The sequence below is a fragment of the Mycobacterium sp. 23 genome (assembly GCF_048287075.1).
Lineage (GTDB): Bacteria > Actinomycetota > Actinomycetes > Mycobacteriales > Mycobacteriaceae > Mycobacterium > Mycobacterium gordonae_B.
In genome coordinates this window covers 4680862-4698761 of sequence record NZ_JBLVUX010000005.1, presented here as the reverse complement: position 1 = coordinate 4698761, position 17900 = coordinate 4680862, and the positions used below count along the sequence as shown (strand labels likewise).

19 protein-coding genes are annotated in these 17900 nt (G+C 66.2%); 9 read left to right on the top strand and 10 right to left on the bottom strand.

The genetic code is table 11. The features are described 5' to 3' along the window. Nucleotides 1-73: 73 nt before the first annotated feature. Nucleotides 74-859: a 2-keto-4-pentenoate hydratase gene (locus tag ACNQS7_RS23050; RefSeq protein ID WP_418014356.1), complete on the bottom strand. Its 786-nt coding sequence runs from the start codon at nucleotides 857-859 to the stop codon at nucleotides 74-76. 72 nt (nucleotides 860-931) lie between these two features. Here ACNQS7_RS23050 and kstD point away from each other — a divergent pair, with 72 nt between their 5' ends. Together kstD and ACNQS7_RS23040 are read left to right on the top strand one after the other, a co-directional pair. After that, complete coding sequence (gene kstD, locus ACNQS7_RS23045) at nucleotides 932-2614, top strand: 3-oxosteroid 1-dehydrogenase (protein WP_418014355.1); 1683 nt, start codon at nucleotides 932-934, stop codon at nucleotides 2612-2614. A gap of 1 nt (nucleotide 2615) precedes the next feature. Then, a complete protein-coding gene (locus tag ACNQS7_RS23040) occupies nucleotides 2616-3476 on the top strand; it encodes a MaoC/PaaZ C-terminal domain-containing protein (RefSeq protein ID WP_418014354.1) in 861 nt (286 codons plus the stop codon). Nucleotides 3477-3539: 63 nt separating this feature from the next. Here the strand turns inward: ACNQS7_RS23040 and ACNQS7_RS23035 are convergent, their stop codons facing one another. The 7 genes from ACNQS7_RS23035 to ACNQS7_RS23005 form a co-directional block, all read right to left on the bottom strand. After that, the gene (locus ACNQS7_RS23035; protein WP_418014353.1) at nucleotides 3540-4379 is read right to left on the bottom strand and encodes an endonuclease domain-containing protein; all 840 of its coding nucleotides are present in this window, start codon (nucleotides 4377-4379) and stop codon (nucleotides 3540-3542) included. 127 nt (nucleotides 4380-4506) lie between these two features. Beyond that, the gene (locus ACNQS7_RS23030) at nucleotides 4507-5664 is read right to left on the bottom strand and encodes a lipid-transfer protein (RefSeq protein WP_418014352.1); all 1158 of its coding nucleotides are present in this window, start codon (nucleotides 5662-5664) and stop codon (nucleotides 4507-4509) included. Further along, nucleotides 5665-6066: a MaoC family dehydratase gene (locus ACNQS7_RS23025; RefSeq protein ID WP_418014351.1), complete on the bottom strand. Its 402-nt coding sequence runs from the start codon at nucleotides 6064-6066 to the stop codon at nucleotides 5665-5667. Beyond that, the gene (locus tag ACNQS7_RS23020; RefSeq protein ID WP_418014350.1) at nucleotides 6063-7013 is read right to left on the bottom strand and encodes a bifunctional MaoC family dehydratase N-terminal/OB-fold nucleic acid binding domain-containing protein; all 951 of its coding nucleotides are present in this window, start codon (nucleotides 7011-7013) and stop codon (nucleotides 6063-6065) included. Before ACNQS7_RS23020 ends, ACNQS7_RS23025 begins: the two co-directional genes overlap by 4 nt. Beyond that, a complete protein-coding gene (gene fadE29 / locus ACNQS7_RS23015) occupies nucleotides 7010-8173 on the bottom strand; it encodes an acyl-CoA dehydrogenase FadE29 (protein ID WP_055581950.1) in 1164 nt (387 codons plus the stop codon). Before fadE29 ends, ACNQS7_RS23020 begins: the two co-directional genes overlap by 4 nt. Next, nucleotides 8174-9178 carry an acyl-CoA dehydrogenase family protein gene (locus tag ACNQS7_RS23010; protein ID WP_418014349.1) on the bottom strand — a complete coding sequence of 335 codons (1005 nt, stop codon included), beginning with the start codon at nucleotides 9176-9178 and terminating at the stop codon, nucleotides 8174-8176. 5 nt (nucleotides 9179-9183) lie between these two features. Further along, the gene (locus ACNQS7_RS23005; protein ID WP_310774540.1) at nucleotides 9184-10434 is read right to left on the bottom strand and encodes a cytochrome P450; all 1251 of its coding nucleotides are present in this window, start codon (nucleotides 10432-10434) and stop codon (nucleotides 9184-9186) included. A 132-nt stretch (nucleotides 10435-10566) separates the two neighbouring features. Between ACNQS7_RS23005 and ACNQS7_RS23000 the strand changes: the two genes are divergently transcribed. From ACNQS7_RS23000 to ACNQS7_RS22990, 3 genes are read left to right on the top strand one after another with little or no spacing between them, the layout of a single operon-like run. Then, nucleotides 10567-11730, top strand: a complete 1164-nt coding sequence (locus ACNQS7_RS23000) for a steroid 3-ketoacyl-CoA thiolase (RefSeq protein ID WP_055581947.1) — start codon at nucleotides 10567-10569, stop codon at nucleotides 11728-11730. Nucleotides 11731-11734: 4 nt separating this feature from the next. Continuing rightward, complete coding sequence (locus tag ACNQS7_RS22995; RefSeq protein WP_418014348.1) at nucleotides 11735-12121, top strand: hypothetical protein; 387 nt, start codon at nucleotides 11735-11737, stop codon at nucleotides 12119-12121. A gap of 10 nt (nucleotides 12122-12131) precedes the next feature. Further along, nucleotides 12132-12587, top strand: coding sequence for a nitroreductase family deazaflavin-dependent oxidoreductase (locus tag ACNQS7_RS22990; protein WP_418014347.1), 456 nt, complete (start codon nucleotides 12132-12134; stop codon nucleotides 12585-12587). Nucleotides 12588-12660: 73 nt separating this feature from the next. On the opposite strand, the gene ACNQS7_RS22985 is transcribed toward ACNQS7_RS22990, so the two are convergent. Next, entirely contained in the window at nucleotides 12661-13575 is a 915-nt protein-coding gene (locus tag ACNQS7_RS22985) for an SDR family oxidoreductase (RefSeq protein ID WP_418014346.1), read from the bottom strand. A 15-nt stretch (nucleotides 13576-13590) separates the two neighbouring features. Beyond that, a complete protein-coding gene (locus ACNQS7_RS22980; RefSeq protein ID WP_418016115.1) occupies nucleotides 13591-14349 on the bottom strand; it encodes an SDR family oxidoreductase in 759 nt (252 codons plus the stop codon). 95 nt (nucleotides 14350-14444) lie between these two features. On the opposite strand from ACNQS7_RS22980, the gene echA20 reads away from it, so the two are divergent. Genes echA20 through ipdC form a run of 4 tightly spaced genes read left to right on the top strand, consistent with a single transcriptional unit; the run spans nucleotide 14445 to nucleotide 17888 of the window. Next, nucleotides 14445-15203 (top strand): (7aS)-7a-methyl-1,5-dioxo-2,3,5,6,7,7a-hexahydro-1H-indene-carboxyl-CoA hydrolase, encoded by a 759-nt coding sequence (gene echA20 / locus ACNQS7_RS22975; protein WP_418014345.1) that lies wholly within the window; start codon nucleotides 14445-14447, stop codon nucleotides 15201-15203. Beyond that, entirely contained in the window at nucleotides 15200-16081 is an 882-nt protein-coding gene (gene ipdA / locus ACNQS7_RS22970) for a cholesterol ring-cleaving hydrolase subunit IpdA (protein WP_418014344.1), read from the top strand. Before echA20 ends, ipdA begins: the two co-directional genes overlap by 4 nt. Beyond that, nucleotides 16078-16821: a cholesterol ring-cleaving hydrolase subunit IpdB gene (gene ipdB / locus ACNQS7_RS22965; protein WP_418014343.1), complete on the top strand. Its 744-nt coding sequence runs from the start codon at nucleotides 16078-16080 to the stop codon at nucleotides 16819-16821. Before ipdA ends, ipdB begins: the two co-directional genes overlap by 4 nt. Further along, nucleotides 16821-17888: a (3aS,4S,5R,7aS)-5-hydroxy-7a-methyl-1-oxo-octahydro-1H-indene-4-carboxyl-CoA dehydrogenase gene (gene ipdC / locus ACNQS7_RS22960; RefSeq protein ID WP_418014342.1), complete on the top strand. Its 1068-nt coding sequence runs from the start codon at nucleotides 16821-16823 to the stop codon at nucleotides 17886-17888. Before ipdB ends, ipdC begins: the two co-directional genes overlap by 1 nt. Nucleotides 17889-17900: the final 12 nt, after the last annotated feature.

Below are 17900 nucleotides of genomic sequence, written 5' to 3'. Positions count from 1 at the left end.
CAACGCTCCTAACGCCATGGTCGTGACCCGCTTTGCTCGGCTTCGCCGCGCTCACGATCACTCCGTGTCGAGATTATTCAAAAGACAGACGAACGGCACCCAGCCCCGCGAAGTCGGCGACGAACTCGTCGCCGGCCCGCGCGTCGACGGCGAAGGTGCACGATCCGGGTAACACGATGTCACCCTTCTTCAGCCGCACGCCGAAACTTTCCACCTTGCGGGACAGCCAGGCCACGGCGGTGACGGGATTGCCCAGAACCGCGTCACTGCGGCCCTCGGCGATCAACTCGCCGTTGCGGGTCAGCTTCGCGTCGATCGCCTTGACGTCGACATCTGCCGGCGAGACGCGCGCGGCGCCCAGTACGAAGCCCGCGGAGGAGGCGTTGTCGGCGATGGTGTCGCAGATCTTGATCTGCCAGTCCTTGATCCGGGTGTCGATGAGCTCGATCGAGGGGACCAATGCCTCGGTGGCGGCGAGCACGTCCTCTTCGGTGCACTCGGCACCCGGCAGGTCGCCGGACAGAATGAAGCCGACCTCGACCTCCACCCGCGGCAGCAGGTACCACGACGTCGGCACCGGGACGTCCTCGAAGACCTGCATGTCGTCGAGCAGGTGCCCGTAGTCAGGCTCGTCGACGCCCATCATCTGCTGCATCACCGGCGACGAGAGCCCCACCTTGTGACCCACCACCCGGGCACCCTCGGCGACCCGGCGCCGGATGTTGAGCAACTGGATCTCGTAGGCGTCGACGACGTCGATGTCGGGGTACGCGGGCGTCAACGGAGCGATTCCCTCACGGCTCCGCTCGGCCTGTGCCAGGTCGGCGGCAAGCGCTTCTCGGGTCGCATCACTGAGCATTTACCGAAGTTCCTTCGTCCGCGTGACCGGGCCAGTAGCGCCCAGCCCGGGCAATTCTATAACGTGTTCTACATGACAGCACAGGAGTACGACGTCGTCGTGGTGGGTAGCGGCGGCGCCGGTATGGTGGCTGCCCTCACCGCCGCGCACCGCGGCCTCTCGACAGTAGTCATCGAGAAGGCACCGCACTATGGCGGTTCGACCGCCCGCTCGGGGGGCGGCGTGTGGATCCCGAACAACGAGGTCCTGCGGCGCGACAAAGTGAAGGACACCACGGAGGCGGCCCGCACCTACCTGCACGGCATCGTCGGTGATGTGGTGGAACCCGAGCGCATCGACACCTACCTACAGCGCGGGCCGGAGATGCTCTCGTTCGTCCTCGAGCACACGCCGCTGAAGATGTGCTGGGTACCGCGTTACTCGGACTACTACCCCGAGGCGCCGGGCGGGCGGGCCGGCGGCCGGTCGATCGAGCCGAAGCCGTTCAATGCCCGCAAGCTCGGTCCGGACGAGGCGGGACTGGAACCTGCCTACGGCAAGGTGCCGCTCAACGTGGTCGTCATGCAACAGGATTACGTGCGGCTCAACATGCTCAAGCGCCACCCACGCGGTGTGCTGCGCAGTTTGAAGGTCGGCGGACGCACCATGTGGGCCAAGGCCACCGGCAAGAACCTGGTCGGCATGGGGCGCGCTTTGATCGGCCCGCTGCGAATCGGGTTGCAGCGAGCCGGAGTTCCGGTCGTACTCAACACCGCGCTGACCGACCTCTACGTCGAGGACGGGGTGGTGCGCGGCGTTTACGTCCGCGATGCGGGCGCTCCGGAATCCGCGGAGCCGCGGCTGATCCGGGCCCGGCGCGGGGTGATCCTGGCGTCCGGTGGTTTCGAGCACAACGAGCAGATGCGGGTGAAGTATCAGCGCGCCCCCATCACCACCGAGTGGACGGTCGGCGCCAAGGCCAACACCGGTGACGGCATTGTTGCAGGCGAAAAGCTAGGCGCTGCACTGGATTTGATGGAAGACGCGTGGTGGGGGCCGACGGTGCCGCTGGCGGGCGCCCCGTGGTTCGCCCTCTCGGAGCGCAACTCGCCGGGGTCGATCATCGTCAACATGTCCGGCAAGCGGTTCATGAACGAATCGATGCCCTACGTCGAGGCGTGCCATCACATGTACGGCGGCCAGTACGGACAGGGCCCCGGCCCGGGCGAGAACATCCCGGCCTGGCTGGTCTTCGACCAGCAGTACCGGGAGCGGTACATCTTTGCGGGATTGCAGCCCGGGCAACGTATTCCGCGCAAGTGGATGGAGTCCGGCGTGATCATCCAGGCCGACACTCTGGAGGAACTGGCCGGGAAGGCGGGCCTGCCCGTCGACGAATTCACCAAGACCGTGGCGCGTTTCAACGGCTTCGCCCGCTCAGGCGTTGACGAGGACTTCCACCGCGGCGAGAGCGCGTACGACAAATATTACGGCGATCCGACCAACAAGCCGAACCCGAACCTGGGCGAACTCACGCATGCGCCTTACTACGCCGCCAAGATGGTGCCGGGCGACCTCGGCACCAAGGGCGGCATCCGCACCGATGTGCACGGGCGCGCCCTGCGCGACGACGGCAGCGTCATCGACGGCCTTTACGCCGCAGGCAATGTCAGCGCACCGGTGATGGGGCACACCTATCCGGGTCCGGGCGGCACGATCGGTCCCGCCATGACATTCGGGTACCTGGCGGCACTACACATCGCAGGAGCACGCTGATATGCCGATCGACGTCGAAGTCGCACTGGCCGCGGAACTGGATCCCATCGAATTCTCTTGGACCAGTAGCGATATCCAGCTTTACCACCTCGGCCTGGGCGCCGGGTCCGACCCGATGGACCCGCGCGAACTGCGCTACCTGGTCGACGACACCCCGCAGGTGCTACCCACTTTCGGCAACGTCGCCGCCACGTTTCACCTGACCAAGCCGCCCACCGTGCAGTTCCCCGGCATCGACATCGAGCTGAGCAGGGTGTTGCACGCGTCGGAGCGAGTGGAAGTGCCTGGGCCACTTCCGCCTTCGGGTTCGGGCAAGGCGGTCACGCGGTTCACCGATATCTGGGACAAGGGCAAGGCCGCGGTGATCTGGAGTGAGACGACGGTGACCGGGCCCTCCGGGGATGTGCTCTGGACGCAGCGGCGGTCGATCTTCGCCCGCGGCGAGGGTGGTTTCGGTGGCGAGCGTGGGCCCTCGGGCTCGGACGCCGCGCCCGACCGCGCGCCCGACCTGGAGCTCGCCATGCCGCTGTTGCCACAGCAGGCGCTGCTGTACCGGCTGTGCGGCGACCGCAACCCGCTGCACTCCGATCCCCAATTCGCCGCTGCCGCAGGCTTTCCCCAGCCAATCCTGCACGGGCTGTGCACTTACGGCATGACCTGCAAGGCGATCACGGATGCGTTGCTGGACGGGGACGCCTCGGCCGTGGCGGCCTACGGCGCGCGCTTCGCGGGTGTGGCGTATCCCGGCGAGACTCTGCAGGTGAACGTTTGGAAAGAGGACGGCCGTTTCCTGGCCGGCGTTGTCGCGCCGGCGCGGGACAACGCCGTGGTGCTGTCCGGCGTCGAACTCGTCCCGACCTAGCCCCTCCGCTGATCGCCGAACGTGAAGCTGGTCTCACGTTCGGCGCCGACAGTGAAGCTAGCCTCACGCTCGGCGGGCCAGAGCGTCACGCACCCGACGGACAATCGCCGCCGGCCGATCCCCGGCCAGCACCCGGACAACGATCCAGCCGAGTCGTTCGAGGCCTTCTCGTCGCCGGCTGTCCCACCTGTACTGCCGCTGATCGGTCCGGTGCTGTTCACCGTCGTACTCGACCGCGACCTTCAGCGACGGCCAACCCATGTCGAGATACGCAAAAACCTCGCCGAACTCGTCGCTGACCGGAATCTGCGTCTGAGGTCGCGGCAGACCGGCATCGATCAAGACGAGGCGCAACCAGGATTCCTTCGGCGATTGCGCGCCCGTATCGAACAAAGTCGCCGCGCGCCGTGCCCGGACAATGCCGCGGCGGCCGACGTACCTGTCGATCAACAATTCGAGGTCGGCCGGCTTGACCTCTGTTGCCTGGGCCAGCGCGTCAATGGCGGCCACCGCCGCCATGGTCGGGTACCAACAGCCGAGATCGAGGGCGGTGCGAGCGGGTGTTGTCACCGAGACACCGTCGATCACCTCGATCTCATCCTTCTCGATGTGATCGCCCCGCGGTTGTATGCCAGGCAGTCGGTGCCGGTTGTCACAGATCAGCTCGACCGGTCGCGCATCGTCGACCCAGTTGCTTCCGTGCATCGCCGCCGCGGAGAAGCCTGCGACGACGCCACACCGACCACTCCACAGCCAACCCGCGTGAGCCCGCAGTTCGGCCGTGATTTCGATGTGCGGATCGACGTAGACATCCCGGAACAACCGCCGGTAGCCCGTCAGCAACTGACTTTTGGTCAGAGTTCCCGCGGCGATCGCCTCGCTGCCGAGAAATGGCACTCTCATAGCCGAAGCGTTGCAAGTGCCGCCGTCTGGGTCACTTCATGCATCCCCAGCCCCGCCGAGCGTGAAGCTGGCTTCACAGTCGATGCCCAACGTGAAGCTAGCTTCACGTTGGGCAAACCGGCAAGCCCTAGCCCAGGATCAGCCCCGACGTAGGCACACCCGTCCCCGCAGTCACCAGCACATGCTCGACGTCCGGCACCGGGTTCACCGACGTCCCCCGCAATTGCCTTACGCCCTCGGCGATTCCGTTCATGCCGTGAATGTAGGCCTCACCGAGTTGCCCGCCGTGGGTATTGATCGGCAGTCGCCCGCCCACCTCGATCGCACCGTCGGCAATGAAGTCCTTGGCCTCACCGCGGCCGCAGAAGCCCAACTCCTCCAACTGAATCAGCGTGAACGGTGTGAAATGGTCGTACAGCACCGCGGTCTGAATGTCCGAAGGCTGCAAACCGGACTGCGACCACAGCTGCTCACCCACCACGCCCATCTCGGGCAGCCCGATCTCGGGCCGGTAGTAGCTCACCATCGTGTACTGGTCCGGGCTGGATCCTTGCGCAGCCGCCTCGATCACGGCCGGCCGGTGCTTGAGGTCGCGCGCCCGCTCAGGCGACGTCACTACGATCGCCACCGCACCGTCGGTCTCCTGGCAGCAGTCCAGCAGCCGCAACGGCTCGGCGATCCACCGCGAATTCTGGTGGTCCTCAATGGTTATCGGCTTCTCGTAGAAGTAGGCCTTCGGGTTGTTCGCGGCGTGCCGACGGTCGGCCACCGACACGGCGCCGAAGTCCCGGCTACCAGCCCCCGACCAGTGCATGTACCGCCGGGCAATCATCGCTACCTGCGCGGCCGGAGTCGAAAGCCCGTGCGGATAGGAGAACGAGTTGTCCACACCCGTCGAGTCAGCGTTCTCGGTCAACCTCGTCTGCACCTGGCCGAACCGCATGCCGGAGCGTTCGTTGAACGCGCGGTAGGCCACCACCACGTCGGCCACCCCCGTGGCCACCGCGATCGCGGCCTGCTGCACGGTCGCACACGCCGCCCCGCCGCCATACCCGATCTTGGAGAAGAACTTCAGATCACCGATCCCCGCGGCACGCGCCACCGCCACCTCGGTGTTGGTGTCCATGGTGAAGGTGGTCAGGCCGTCGACGTCCGACGGCGACAGTCCCGCGTCATCCAGCGCGTCCAAAACGGCCTCTGCGGCCAGCCGCAACTCGGACCGGCCGGAGTTCTTGGAGAAGTCGGTGGCGCCGATCCCGACGATCGCTGCCTTACCGGACAACATCTAAGCGTCCCCCATCGTCAGCGTCACCGTCGCAATGACGTGATTGCCAAGGCTGTTGGCGCCGATGACCTTTACCGTGATCAACCCGTCCTCGACTGCGGTCACCTCACCGGAGAACGTCACCGTGTCATAGGCGTACCACGGCACTCCGAGCCTCAGGCCGATCGACTTGATCCGCGCCGACGGCCCAGCCCAGTCGGTGATGAATCGCTGCACCAGACCGGTGTCGGTCAGAATGTTGACAAAGATGTCCTTCGAGCCCTTGGCTTGCGCCAGGTCGCGATCGTGGTGGACATCCTGAAAGTCTCTGGTAGCCAGGGCCGTCGAGATGATGAACGTCGGCGTCCCTTCGAGCTTCAGCTCAGGCAGCTGCAACCCGACCTCGAAAACCGGCGCGCTCATGCGTCCGGCTCCCAGGCGTACAACGTCCACTCCGGCCCCGAATCTCCGGCCGGAAAGTCGATATACGTTGCGCGCACCGGCATTCCGATCTCCACCGCGGCGGGATCGACACCCCGCAACTCGCCCAGCATCCGGACGCCTTCCTCCAGTTCCACCAGCCCGATCACGAAAGGCAATGTGCGGCCGGGCACTTTCGGCGCATGATGCACGACGAAGCTGTACACCGTGCCACGCCCGCTGGCCACCGCATACTCAACAGGCGCGGCGGGGTCCTGCCAGACCGCCGGCACCGGCGGATGCTGCAACGAGCCGTCGGCAAGTTTCTGGATCCGCAACTCGTGCGCCTTGACGCCCTCCCAGAAAAAGGCAGTATCGCGCGACGACGCGGGACGCATCATGGCGTCCGCGTCCAGGTCCTCTGGGACCTCGGAAGCAGACGCCCCACCAGCCGGTTTGAATTTCAAGATGCGCCAGTTCATCTCGGCGACGTCTTCATCGCCGACCCGCCAGGTGATGAGTTGGTTGATAAAGAAGCCCTCACCGAGCGCGGTCTGCTTGGGGCCCACCACATCGCGCATTTCCGAAGCGATGGTTACCTGCTCGCCGGGCCGCAGATACCGGTGGTAGGTCTGCTCACAATTGGTCGCGACAACACCGATGTATCCGGCGTCGTCGAACAGTTGCATGATCGGACCCATGGGATCGTCGGTCGGGCGCTCACCCCCCTGGCCGAACATCGTCCACACCTGAATCATGGCCGGCGGGGCGACAATTCCCGGGTGGCCCGCTGCGCGCGCCGCTGCCTCGTCCACATAAATCGGATTGCGATCGCCCAACGCCTCGACCCAGTTATTCACGGTCGGCTGGTTCACCGGATCCCGCGCTTCGCGCGGCTTAGCGACGACCGTCGCGACTACCTTCGCGATGGCCTCCTGAAGTTCGCTCATCGAGGCACCCTCGGCACCTTGAGACCCGCTGCCGCGATCATCTCGCGCATGACTTCGTTGACGCCGCCGCCGAAGGTGATCACCAGGTTGCGTTTGGTCTGCGAGTCCAGCCACTCGAGCAGTTCCGCCGTTTCCGGCTCGGCCGGGTTCCCGTACTTGCCGACGATCTCTTCGGCCAGCCGTCCGATGTACTGAATCTTCTCGGTGCCAAAGACTTTCGTCGACGCCGCATCGGCCACGTTGATGTCCTCGCCGGCCGCCGCAACCTGCCAGTTCAGCAGCTCGTTGACCCGCCACATCGCGTAGATCTCTCCGAGCGCCCGCTTGACGTCGTGATGGTCGATCGGGGTGACACCATTGCCACCGGGCTTGGACGCCCACTCATGCAGGCGGTCGTAGATGCCGGCGGTGCGGCCGGCCGGACCGAGCATCACCCGCTCGTTGTTGAGCTGGGTGGTGATCAGCCGCCATCCGCCGTTCTCCTCACCCACCAGCATGTCGGCCGGCACCCGCACGTCGTTGTAGTACGTGGCATTGGTGTGATGCGCACCGTCGGACAGGATGACCGGCGTCCAGGAATACCCCGGGTCCTTGGTGTCGACGATCAGAATCGAAATGCCTTTGTGCTTCACGGCTTCCGGATCGGTGCGGCAGGCCAGCCAGACGTAGTCGGCGTCGTGTCCGCCGGTCGTCCACATCTTCTGGCCGTTGACGATGTACTCGTCGCCCTGGCGGACCGCCGAAGTCCGCAACGACGCCAGGTCGGTGCCGGCTTCCGGTTCGCTGTAGCCGATCGCGAAGTGCACCTCGCCGGCGAGAATGGCCGGCAGAAACTTCTTCTTCTGCGCCTCGGTGCCGAACTGCTGCAGTACCGGTCCCACCGTCTGCAGCGTCACCGCGGGCAGCGGCACGTCGGCGCGGTGCGCTTCGTTGACGAAGATGGACTGCTCGATCGGCCCGAATCCCAAGCCGCCGTACTCTTTCGGCCAGCCCACGCCGAGCTTGCCGTCCTTGCCCATCCGGCGGATCACCGCACGATAGGCCTCGTTGTGGCGGTCCTGCTCCATCGCCTTCGCCTCGTCGGACGAAATCAGGTTGGTGAAGTATTCGCGCAGTTCCGCCTGCAGCTGCCGCTGCTCCGGGGTGAGGTCGATAAACATCTAAACTCCAACCAAATCGAGACGGTGCGAAGGCCCACCCAGAAGCCGGGTCAGGTCCTTGATCGTGGAGTAGTACCGGTGCATCGGGTAGGTGATGTCCATACCCATGCCGCCGTGCAGGTGATGGCAGGTCTGCATCACCGGCGGCGCCTGCGAGGCCAGCCAGTACCCGAGCACATCCAGGTCGGAGCCGGCGTCGCGACCCTCGGCCAGTTTCCAGATCACCGCCTTGGAGGCTAAATCAATTGTGCGCGAGGCAATGTAAACCTCCGCCAACTGCGCCGCGACGGTCTGGAAGGTTGACAACGGCTTGCCGAACTGCTTGCGCCCGGCCACATAGTCGGCGGTCAGTCGCAGCGCCCCCGCCACCAATCCGGCGGCATAAGCACCAATCATGCCCAGTACCAGCTGGTTCACCCGCACCGCCGACGCGCCCGCCAACACGTCGGTGTCGGCGACCGCGACGTCGGAGAAACTCACCGTGTACTCGTCGGCGCCACTGGACGTCGGAGTACGGACCAGCCCCACTCCATCGGCCTTCGGCGACACCACCACGACGCCACTGTCGGCCGTCACCAGGATCCAGTCCGCCGACTCCGCATATCCGACACCGACTTTCACGCCCGACAACCGGCCGCCCGACAATGACACCGTCGGCCGGTCCGGCAGTGCGGACCCAGGTTCGTTGAGGGCGGCGGTCAACACCCCGCCCTTCGCTACCCCGGCCAGGAACCGGTCCTGCTGCTCCTCGGACGCCAGGTCGAGCAGCGGCACCACACCGAACCCCAGGGTGACCAGTGCCGGTGTGATGGCGCCGTGCCGGCCGGTTTCGGTGAGCACCGTGCCCACCTCGGCCAGTCCGACCCCGTCACCGCCGAGACGCTCCGGCACCGCCAACGCCGCTACTCCGCCGTCAACCATTGCGGCCCACGACAATTCGCGGCTCAATACCGAGGTCACGACGTCGGCGACGGCCTCCTGCTCTGCGCTGAGATTGAAGTCCATCGCGATCAGTGCGCCGCCGCGCTGTTGCCGGTGTAATCGACCTGCCAGTGCTTGATTCCGTTGAGCCAGCCGGAGCGCAACCGCTCGGGCTCACCGATCGGCGTGAGGTCCGGCATGTGGTCGGCGACCGCGTTGAAGATCAGGTTGATCGTCATGCGGGCCAGGTTGGCGCCGATGCAGTAGTGGGCGCCGGTGCCGCCGAAGCCGACATGCGGGTTGGGGTCGCGCAGGATGTTGAAGGTGTGCGGGTCGTCGAAGACGTCCTCGTCGAAATTGGCCGAGCGGTAGGACATCACCACCCGCTGGCCCTTCTTGATCTGTACGCCGCCCAACTCGGTGTCCTCACTGGCGGTGCGCTGGAAGGCCGACACCGGTGTGGCCCAACGGATGATCTCGTCGGCCGTGGTCGACGGGCGCTCCTTCTTGAAGAGCTCCCATTGATCGGGGTTGTTCGCCATGGCGATCATGCCGTGGGTGATCGAGTTGCGGGTGGTTTCGTTGCCGGCGACCGCGAGCATGATCACGAAGAAGCCGAACTCGTCATCCGACAGCTTCTCGCCGTCGATATCGGCCTGGATGAGCGTCGTGACGATGTCGTCGGTGGGGTTCTGGTTCCGCTCCGCCGCCATCGCCATGGCGTACATGATCAGCTCCATCGACGACTGCGCGGGATCGACGGTGGCGTATTCCGGGTCGGTGCCACCGGTCATCTCGTTGGACCAGCGGAAGAGCTTGTCGCGGTCCTCCTGGGGGACGCCGAGCAGGCCCGCGATCGCCTGGAGCGGCAGCTCGCACGCCACCTGCTCGACGAAGTCGCCGCTGCCCGCGGTCGCCGCCGTCTTGGCGATGTTTTGGGCGCGCTGTGCCAGCTCGGCCTCCAGCCGTCCGATAGCCCGCGGAGTGAAGCCGCGGGAGATGATCTTGCGCAGCCGGGTGTGGTGGGGTGCGTCCATGTTGAGCATGACGCTGCGCTGCAGTTCGACCTGCTCGCGCTTCATCTCCGGTGGCCACGTCGGGATGGCGCCGTTCAGCCAGCTGGAGTAGACGTCGCTGCGCCGCGACACCTCCTTGACGTCGCCGTGGCGGGTGACGAGCCAATATCCGTGGTCCTCGAACCCACCCGCGCCGCCGGGGATGTCGACCCAGTGGATCGGCTCCGCCTTGCGCAGCGCGGCAAGCTCCTCGACGGGCAATCCCGCGAGGTTGACGTCGGGGTCGAGGAAGTCGAAATCGGCGGGAATGTTGGGGGGTGCCATGTAGGGTGCGCTCCTTTTACAACACTATTTGCAACGTGTTCTAGTGCCAGTAAAACACGGCTCCTGCGCAGATAAAAGGCAGGTAACCATCCTCGCTTGTCATAGTAATGAAACGTGTTCTAGCCTGGTTTCATGGGTAACCCGGTAATCGTCGAAGCCACCCGCAGCCCCATCGGGAAGCGCAATGGATGGCTGTCAGGACTGCACGCCACCGAACTACTCGGGGCGGTACAGAAGGCACTGGTCGAGAAGGCCGGGATTGATGCGGGTGACGTGGAACAGCTCGTCGGTGGCTGCGTGACGCAGTTCGGCGAACAGTCCAACAACATCACCCGGGTGGCGTGGCTGACGGCCGGGCTGCCCGAGCACGTCGGCGCCACCACCATCGACTGCCAGTGCGGTAGCAGCCAGCAGGCCAACCACCTGGTCGCCGGATTGATCGCGACCGGCGCCATCGACATCGGCATCGCCTGCGGCATCGAGGCGATGAGCCGGGTGGGCCTGGGCGCCAACGCCGGCCCCGACCGCGGGGCGATCCGCGCGGCATCCTGGGACATCGACATGCCCAATCAGTTCGAGGCCGCCGAGCGCATCGCCAAGCGACGCGGCATCACCCGCGAGGAGATCGACGCGTTCGGCTTGGCCTCCCAGGCGAAGGCCAAGCGGGCGTGGGAAGAGAACCGGTTCGACCGCGAGATCTCCCCGATCGTGGCCCCGGTGCTCGACGAGAACAAGCGGCCGACCGACGAGCGCGCACCGGTCACCCGCGACCAGGGCCTGCGCGAGACGACGTTGGAAGGGCTCAGCCAGCTCAAGCCGGTGATGGAGGGCGGCATCCACACGGCGGGCACCTCGTCGCAGATTTCCGACGGCGCCGCGGCGGTGCTCTGGATGGACGAGGACAAGGCCAAGGCCCTCGGGTTCCGCCCGCGCGCGAGAATCGTGAGCCAGGCGAACGTCGGCGCCGAGCCCTACTACCACCTCGACGGTCCCGTCCAGTCCACCGCCCGGGTGCTGGAGAAGGCCGGCATGAAGATGGGTGACATCGACATCGTCGAGATCAACGAAGCCTTCGCGTCGGTGGTGCTGTCCTGGGCTCGGGTCCACGAGCCCGACATGGACCGGGTCAACGTCAACGGCGGTGCCATCGCCCTGGGCCACCCGGTGGGCGCCACCGGCGCCCGGTTGATCACCACCGCGCTGCACGAACTGGAGCGCACCGATCAGAGCACCGCGTTGATCACCATGTGCGCGGGTGGTGCCCTGTCGACCGGGACCATCATCGAACGCATCTAGCTCCGTGCACGTCTCCGAGGAAAGTCGCATCGCGGCCGCACAGAGCTACATCGACGCGCTGGTCAGCCATGACGCCGAGGCCGTTCCGTTCGCGGCCGGCTGCACCCGCACCGAACTGGGGCTGCGCAATGGCTTCTCCGGAAATCATTTGCGCCGCGGGCTCAATCGCGGACTGCAGTACCGCGTCATCGCCGATGCGACGCCGCCGCAGTACCGCATCGAAGGCGACGAGGTGCACGCCCGGTACGACGTGCTGAGCAAGGCGGCGCTCGCTGGCCGACGGGTCGCGGCGCGGGTCGACGAGACGTTTGTCATCCCGGCCGAGAGCACCACCGGCAAGGCAGAGATTCACCACATCAGGGCCCGCTTCACGCCGTTCATCCAGCACTAGGATCACTTTCATGCCGAAACCCCGTCCAAAGTTTCAGGATTCGCCCCTGACCGATCACCTCATCAAGTGGATGTCGCGGCTGAATACCTGGATGTACCGCCGCAACGGCGGCGAGGGCCTCGGCGGCACGTTCCAGAAAATCCCGGTCGCGCTGCTGACCACCACCGGCCGCAAGACCGGGGAACCTCGCGTGAGCCCGCTGTACTTCCTGCGCGACGGCGACCGGGTCGTCGTGGCGGCGTCGAAGGGCGGGGCGGCCAAGAACCCGATGTGGTACCTCAACCTCAAGGCCAACCCGAAGGTGCAGGTGCAGATCAAGACAGAAGTGCTGGACCTCACCGCTCGCGACGCCACCGACGAGGAACGCGCCAAGTACTGGCCGAAGCTGGTGGATATGTATCCGAGCTACGAGGACTACCAGTCCTGGACCGATCGCACGATCCCGATCGTTATCTGCGACCCCTAGGCTGCATTGATTCTGCGCCTACGGCGTAGCCCACTCGCACATTCGCACCCTGGGCGCAGAGTCAACCGAGAAATTACGCCCCGTAAACCGGGACCGGCGTCCGCGACTTGGCCAGCAGGTCGGTGACCACCGGACCCAGCTCAGCGGGATCCCACTTCGCGCCCTTGTCGATCTGCGGTCCGTGCGCCCAGCCCTCGGCGACCCGGATCAGCCCGCCCTCGACTTCGAACACCTTGCCGGTAACGCCGCGGGATTCGACACTGCCCAGCCAGACCACCAGCGGCGAGACGTTCTCCGGGGCCATGGCGTCGAATCCGCCGTCCTCCGGCGCGGCCATGGTCTCGGCGAACACGGCCTCGGTCATCCGGGTCCGGGCGGCGGGCGCGATCGCGTTGACCGTGATGCCGTAGCGCCCGAATTCGGCTGCAGCGACCAGAGTCAACGCGGCGATCCCGGCCTTGGCGGCCGAGTAGTTGCCCTGCCCGACGCTGCCCTGCAGGCCGGCACCCGAGCTGGTGTTGATGATGCGAGCATTCAGGTCATCGGGGCCGACGGTGCCGGCTTTGATCTGCCGGCGCCAGTAGCCTGCCGCGTGCCGCAACGTCGCGAAGTGCCCCTTGAGGTGCACGCGGATGACGGCGTCCCACTCACTTTCGCTGGTGTTGGCCAACATTCGGTCGCGAATGAATCCGGCGTTGTTGACCAGCACGTCGAGTCCGCCGAAGGTGTCGACCGCCGTGTCGATCAGGTTCTGCGCACCCGTCCAGTCGGCGATGTCGTCACCGTTGGTGACGGCTTCCCCACCGGCAGCGGTGATTTCGTCGACCACCTGCTGCGCCGGGCTTTCGCCGGCCGAACCGTCCAGTCCCACCCCGATGTCGTTGACCACCACGCGCGCACCTTCGGCGGCGAACGCCAGGGCGTGCGCACGGCCGATGCCGCGGCCCGCGCCGGTAACGATGACGACCCGTCCGTCAAGCAAACCCATACTTACCTTCTCCCTCTACTTGATCGCGCTGGCGTTCGTTGTGGCCAGATAGTGCGGCGGCTCGCCGCCACCGTGCACCTCCAGCGTCGCCCCGCTGATGTACGAGGCCACGTCACACGCCAAAAAGGCTGCGGCCCAACCGATATCCTCTGGCTTGGCCAGTCGGCCAAGTGGCACATTCTTCGAAATCGCGGCGATCGACTCGGCGTCACCGTAGAAAAGGTCGGCCTGCTCGGTTTCGACCATGCCGACCACGCATGCGTTGACCCGGACCTTCGGCCCCCATTCCACCGCCAGCGTCTCGGTCAAACTCTCCAAGCCGGCCTTGGCCGCCCCGTAGGCCGCGGTGCCCGGGCTCGGCCGCCGGCCACTGAGACTGCAGATGTTGACGATCGACCCGCCGCCGGGCTGGATCTGCATCACGTCATTGGCGAACTGCGAAACCACCAGGCCGCCAATCAGATTGAGCTCGATGATCTTGCGGCTGAATTTCGGACTGGATCCCGCGGTCAACACGTAGGGCGAACCACCGGCGTTGTTGACGACGACATCGAGCGAGCCGTGCCGCTCGACTATGGAGTCGATCAAGCCCTTGACGGCCTCTTCGTCGCGCACATCGCAACTGTGGAACTCGTGCGGAAAGCCCTCGACCGGCCGCCGGGCGCAGGTCACCACCGTCGCGCCCTGCTCGGCGAATACCGAACTGATACCGGCACCGACGCCGCGAACGCCACCCGTCACCAGCACCACACGCCCGGCCAAACCCAGATTGATGCCGCCGGGGGCTGATTGGGGTTGGGTCACTGTGCTAGCGTACCAAGCAAGTGCTTGCTTAGGTAACTGACCCAGCAGACTCAGCAGGAAGTGCCATGACGATCACCTCCACAACGACAGAACCCGGGATAGTCGCGGTCACCGTCGACTACCCGCCCGTCAACGCCATTCCCTCGCAGGGATGGTTCGAACTCGGCGACGCCATCACGGCTGCCGGACGGGACCCACAGACGCACGCGGTGATCCTGCGCGCCGAGGGCCGCGGCTTCAACGCCGGTGTCGACATCAAGGAAATGCAGCGGACCGAAGGATTCACCGCGCTGATCGACGCGAACCGCGGCTGCTTCGCCGCGTTCCGCGCGGTCTACGAATGCGCGGTCCCGGTCATCGCCGCGGTGAACGGCTTCTGCGTCGGCGGGGGGATCGGCCTGGTCGGCAATGCCGACGTCATCGTCGCCTCCGACGACGCGATCTTCGGCCTCCCGGAAGTGGAGCGCGGTGCGCTCGGCGCGGCCACTCACCTGTCCCGCCTGGTCCCCCAGCACATGATGCGGCGCTTGTTCTTCACCGCCGCCACCGTGGACGCCGCGACGCTGCACCACTTCGGTTCGGTGCACGAGGTGGTGCCGCGCACCGAGCTGGATGAGGCCGCGCTGCGGGTGGCCCGCGACATCGCCGCCAAGGACACCCGGGTCATCCGCGCCGCCAAGGAGGCGCTCAACCTGATCGATGTGCAACGCGTCAATTCGAGTTACCGCATGGAACAAGGGTTTACGTTCGAACTCAACCTGGCCGGTGTCGCCGACGAGCACCGCGATGCATTCGCCGGCACGGCGAAGGGCAAGAAGGAATGAGCGATAAGCGCACCACCCTCGACGACGCCGTCTCGCACGTGCGCAGCGGCATGACCATTGGCATCGCCGGTTGGGGATCACGCCGCAAGCCAATGGCTTTCGTGCGCGCCCTGCTGCGCACCGACGTCACCGACCTGACCGTAGTCACCTACGGCGGACCGGACCTGGGCCTGCTGTGTTCGGCCGGCAAGGTCAAGCGGGTCTATTACGGATTCGTCTCGCTTGATTCGCCGCCCTTCTACGACCCTTGGTTCGCCAAAGCCCGCACCAGCGGCGCCATCGAGGCCCGCGAGATGGACGAGGGCATGCTGCGCAACGGCCTGCAGGCGGCCGCGCAACGACTCCCGTTCCTGCCGACCCGTGCGGGACTCGGCAGCGCGGTGCTGGACTTCTGGGAGGGTGAGCTGCAGACGGTCACCAGCCCGTATCCCACCGACGGCGGGTACGAGAAGCTGATCGCGATGCCCGCGCTGCGCCTCGACGTCGCCTTCGCGCACCTCAATCTCGGCGACCAGAGGGGCAACGCCGCCTACACCGGCATCGACCCCTACTTCGACGACCTGTTCCTGATGGCCGCCGACCAGCGCTTCCTGTCGGTGGAACGCGTCGTCTCCACCGAGGAACTGGTCAAATCGGTTCCGCCCCAAGCGCTGTTGATCAACCGGATGATGGTCGACGGCGTAGTCGAGGCACCCGGCGGCGCGCATTTCACCACCGCCGCACCCGATTACGGCCGGGACGAGAAGTTCCAGCGCCACTACGCCGAGGCTGCGTCCAGCGAAGAGGGCTGGCAGCAGTTCGTGGCCACGTATCTGTCCGGCAGCGAAGAGGATTACCAGGCCGCCGTGCGCAAGTTCGCCGAGGAGGCAGCGAAATGACCGGCACCCGAGCCGAAGTGTGCGCGGTCGCCTGCGCCGAGTTGTTCAGAGATGCCGGCGAAATCATGATCAGCCCGATGACCAACATGGCCTCGGTGGGCGCCCGGCTGGCACGACTGACATTCTCCCCCGACATCCTGCTCACCGACGGCGAGGCGCAACTGCTGGCCGACACCCCAGCGCTCGGCAAGACCGGACCGGTCGAGGGCTGGATGCCGTTCGGCCGGGTTTTCGAGACGCTGTCCTGGGGACGGCGCCATGTGGTGATGGGCGCGAATCAGGTTGACCGCTACGGCAATCAGAACATCTCAGCGTTCGGCCCGCTGCAGCAGCCGACCCGGCAGATGTTCGGGCTGCGCGGCTCGCCGGGCAATACGATCAACCACGCCACCAGCTACTGGGTCGGTAACCATTCCAAGCGGGTGTTCACCGATACGGTCGATATCGTCTGCGGGATCGGCTACGACAAGGTGGACCCGGACAACCCGGCGTTCCGGTTCGTCAACGTCTTCCGGGTGGTGTCCAATCTCGGCGTTTTCGACTTCGGCGGACCGGAGCACACCATGCGGGCATTGTCGCTGCACCCCGGTGTCGCGCCCGACGACGTGCGCGCAGCCACGTCGTTCGACGTGCACGGTCTCGACGAGGCGGATGAAACCCGGCAGCCGACCGACGACGAGCTGCGGCTGATCCGGGAGGTCATCGACCCGAAGGCATTGCGCGACAGAGAGATCCGGTAGTGAAGCTCAAGACACCGCTGACCGAGCTGGTCGGCATCGAGCACCCGGTGGTGCAGACCGGGATGGGCTGGGTGGCCGGCGCGCGGCTGGTGTCGGCGACGGCCAACGCCGGCGGATTGGGCATCCTGGCCTCGGCCACCATGACACTGGACGAGCTGGCCACCGCCATCGGCAAGGTCAAGGCCGCCACCGACAAGCCGTTCGGCGTCAACATCCGCGCCGATGCCGCCGACGCCGGTGATCGCGTCGAACTGATGATCCGCGAGGGCGTCAAGGTCGCGTCGTTCGCGCTGGCACCCAAGCCCGAATTGATCGCCCGCCTCAGAGAGGCCGGCGCGGTGGTCGTTCCGTCGATCGGTGCGGCCAAGCATGCCCGCAAGGTGGCCGGTTGGGGTGCCGACGCGATGATCGTGCAGGGCGGTGAAGGCGGCGGGCACACCGGCCCGGTCGCCACCACCCTGCTGTTGCCGTCCGTCCTGGACGCGGTCAAGGGCACCGGCATCCCGGTGATCGCCGCCGGCGGCTTCTTCGACGGACGCGGACTGGCGGCGGCACTTTCCTACGGCGCGGCCGGGGTGGCCATGGGCACCCGATTCCTACTCACCTCGGATTCCACGGTGCCCGACGCCGTCAAGCGGCGGTACCTGGAGTCGGCCCTGGACGGCACGGTGGTCACCACCCGCGTCGACGGCATGCCGCACCGGGTGCTGCGCACCGGCCTGGTGGAGAAGCTGGAAAGCGGCTCGCGGGCAAGGGGTTTCACCGCAGCGGTGCGTAACGCCGCCAAGTTCAAGCAGATGTCGCAGATGAGCTGGCGGTCGATGATCACCGATGGCCTGGCCATGCGGCACGGCAAGGAACTCACCTGGTCGCAGGTCGTGATGGCGGCCAACACCCCGATGCTGCTCAAGGCCGGACTGGTCGAGGGCAACACCGACGCCGGTGTCCTGGCGTCCGGGCAGGTGGCCGGCATCCTGGACGACCTGCCGTCGTGCGCCGAGTTGATCGAGTCGGTCGTGGCCGAGGCGATCGAGCATCTTCAGGCCGCATCGAAGCTAGTGGAGTAGTTGACGCGTGTC

What these genes read in the sequence shown, in the direction of transcription:
- ipdB (WP_418014343.1), top strand. Translation starts at nt 16,078, where the DNA reads ATGACCGGCACCCGAGCCGAAGTGTGCGCGGTCGCCTGCGCCGAGTTG.
- ACNQS7_RS23000 (WP_055581947.1), top strand. Translation starts at nt 10,567, where the DNA reads ATGGGTAACCCGGTAATCGTCGAAGCCACCCGCAGCCCCATCGGGAAG.
- ACNQS7_RS23050 (WP_418014356.1), bottom strand. Translation starts at nt 859, where the DNA reads ATGCTCAGTGATGCGACCCGAGAAGCGCTTGCCGCCGACCTGGCACAG.
- ACNQS7_RS23010 (WP_418014349.1), bottom strand. Translation starts at nt 9,178, where the DNA reads ATGGACTTCAATCTCAGCGCAGAGCAGGAGGCCGTCGCCGACGTCGTG.
- ACNQS7_RS23035 (WP_418014353.1), bottom strand. Translation starts at nt 4,379, where the DNA reads ATGAGAGTGCCATTTCTCGGCAGCGAGGCGATCGCCGCGGGAACTCTG.
- echA20 (WP_418014345.1), top strand. Translation starts at nt 14,445, where the DNA reads ATGACGATCACCTCCACAACGACAGAACCCGGGATAGTCGCGGTCACC.
- ACNQS7_RS23030 (WP_418014352.1), bottom strand. Translation starts at nt 5,664, where the DNA reads ATGTTGTCCGGTAAGGCAGCGATCGTCGGGATCGGCGCCACCGACTTC.
- ACNQS7_RS23020 (WP_418014350.1), bottom strand. Translation starts at nt 7,013, where the DNA reads ATGAGCGAACTTCAGGAGGCCATCGCGAAGGTAGTCGCGACGGTCGTC.
- kstD (WP_418014355.1), top strand. Translation starts at nt 932, where the DNA reads ATGACAGCACAGGAGTACGACGTCGTCGTGGTGGGTAGCGGCGGCGCC.
- ACNQS7_RS23040 (WP_418014354.1), top strand. Translation starts at nt 2,616, where the DNA reads ATGCCGATCGACGTCGAAGTCGCACTGGCCGCGGAACTGGATCCCATC.
- ACNQS7_RS22990 (WP_418014347.1), top strand. Translation starts at nt 12,132, where the DNA reads ATGCCGAAACCCCGTCCAAAGTTTCAGGATTCGCCCCTGACCGATCAC.
- ACNQS7_RS23025 (WP_418014351.1), bottom strand. Translation starts at nt 6,066, where the DNA reads ATGAGCGCGCCGGTTTTCGAGGTCGGGTTGCAGCTGCCTGAGCTGAAG.
- fadE29 (WP_055581950.1), bottom strand. Translation starts at nt 8,173, where the DNA reads ATGTTTATCGACCTCACCCCGGAGCAGCGGCAGCTGCAGGCGGAACTG.
- ACNQS7_RS23005 (WP_310774540.1), bottom strand. Translation starts at nt 10,434, where the DNA reads ATGGCACCCCCCAACATTCCCGCCGATTTCGACTTCCTCGACCCCGAC.
- ipdA (WP_418014344.1), top strand. Translation starts at nt 15,200, where the DNA reads ATGAGCGATAAGCGCACCACCCTCGACGACGCCGTCTCGCACGTGCGC.
- ACNQS7_RS22985 (WP_418014346.1), bottom strand. Translation starts at nt 13,575, where the DNA reads ATGGGTTTGCTTGACGGACGGGTCGTCATCGTTACCGGCGCGGGCCGC.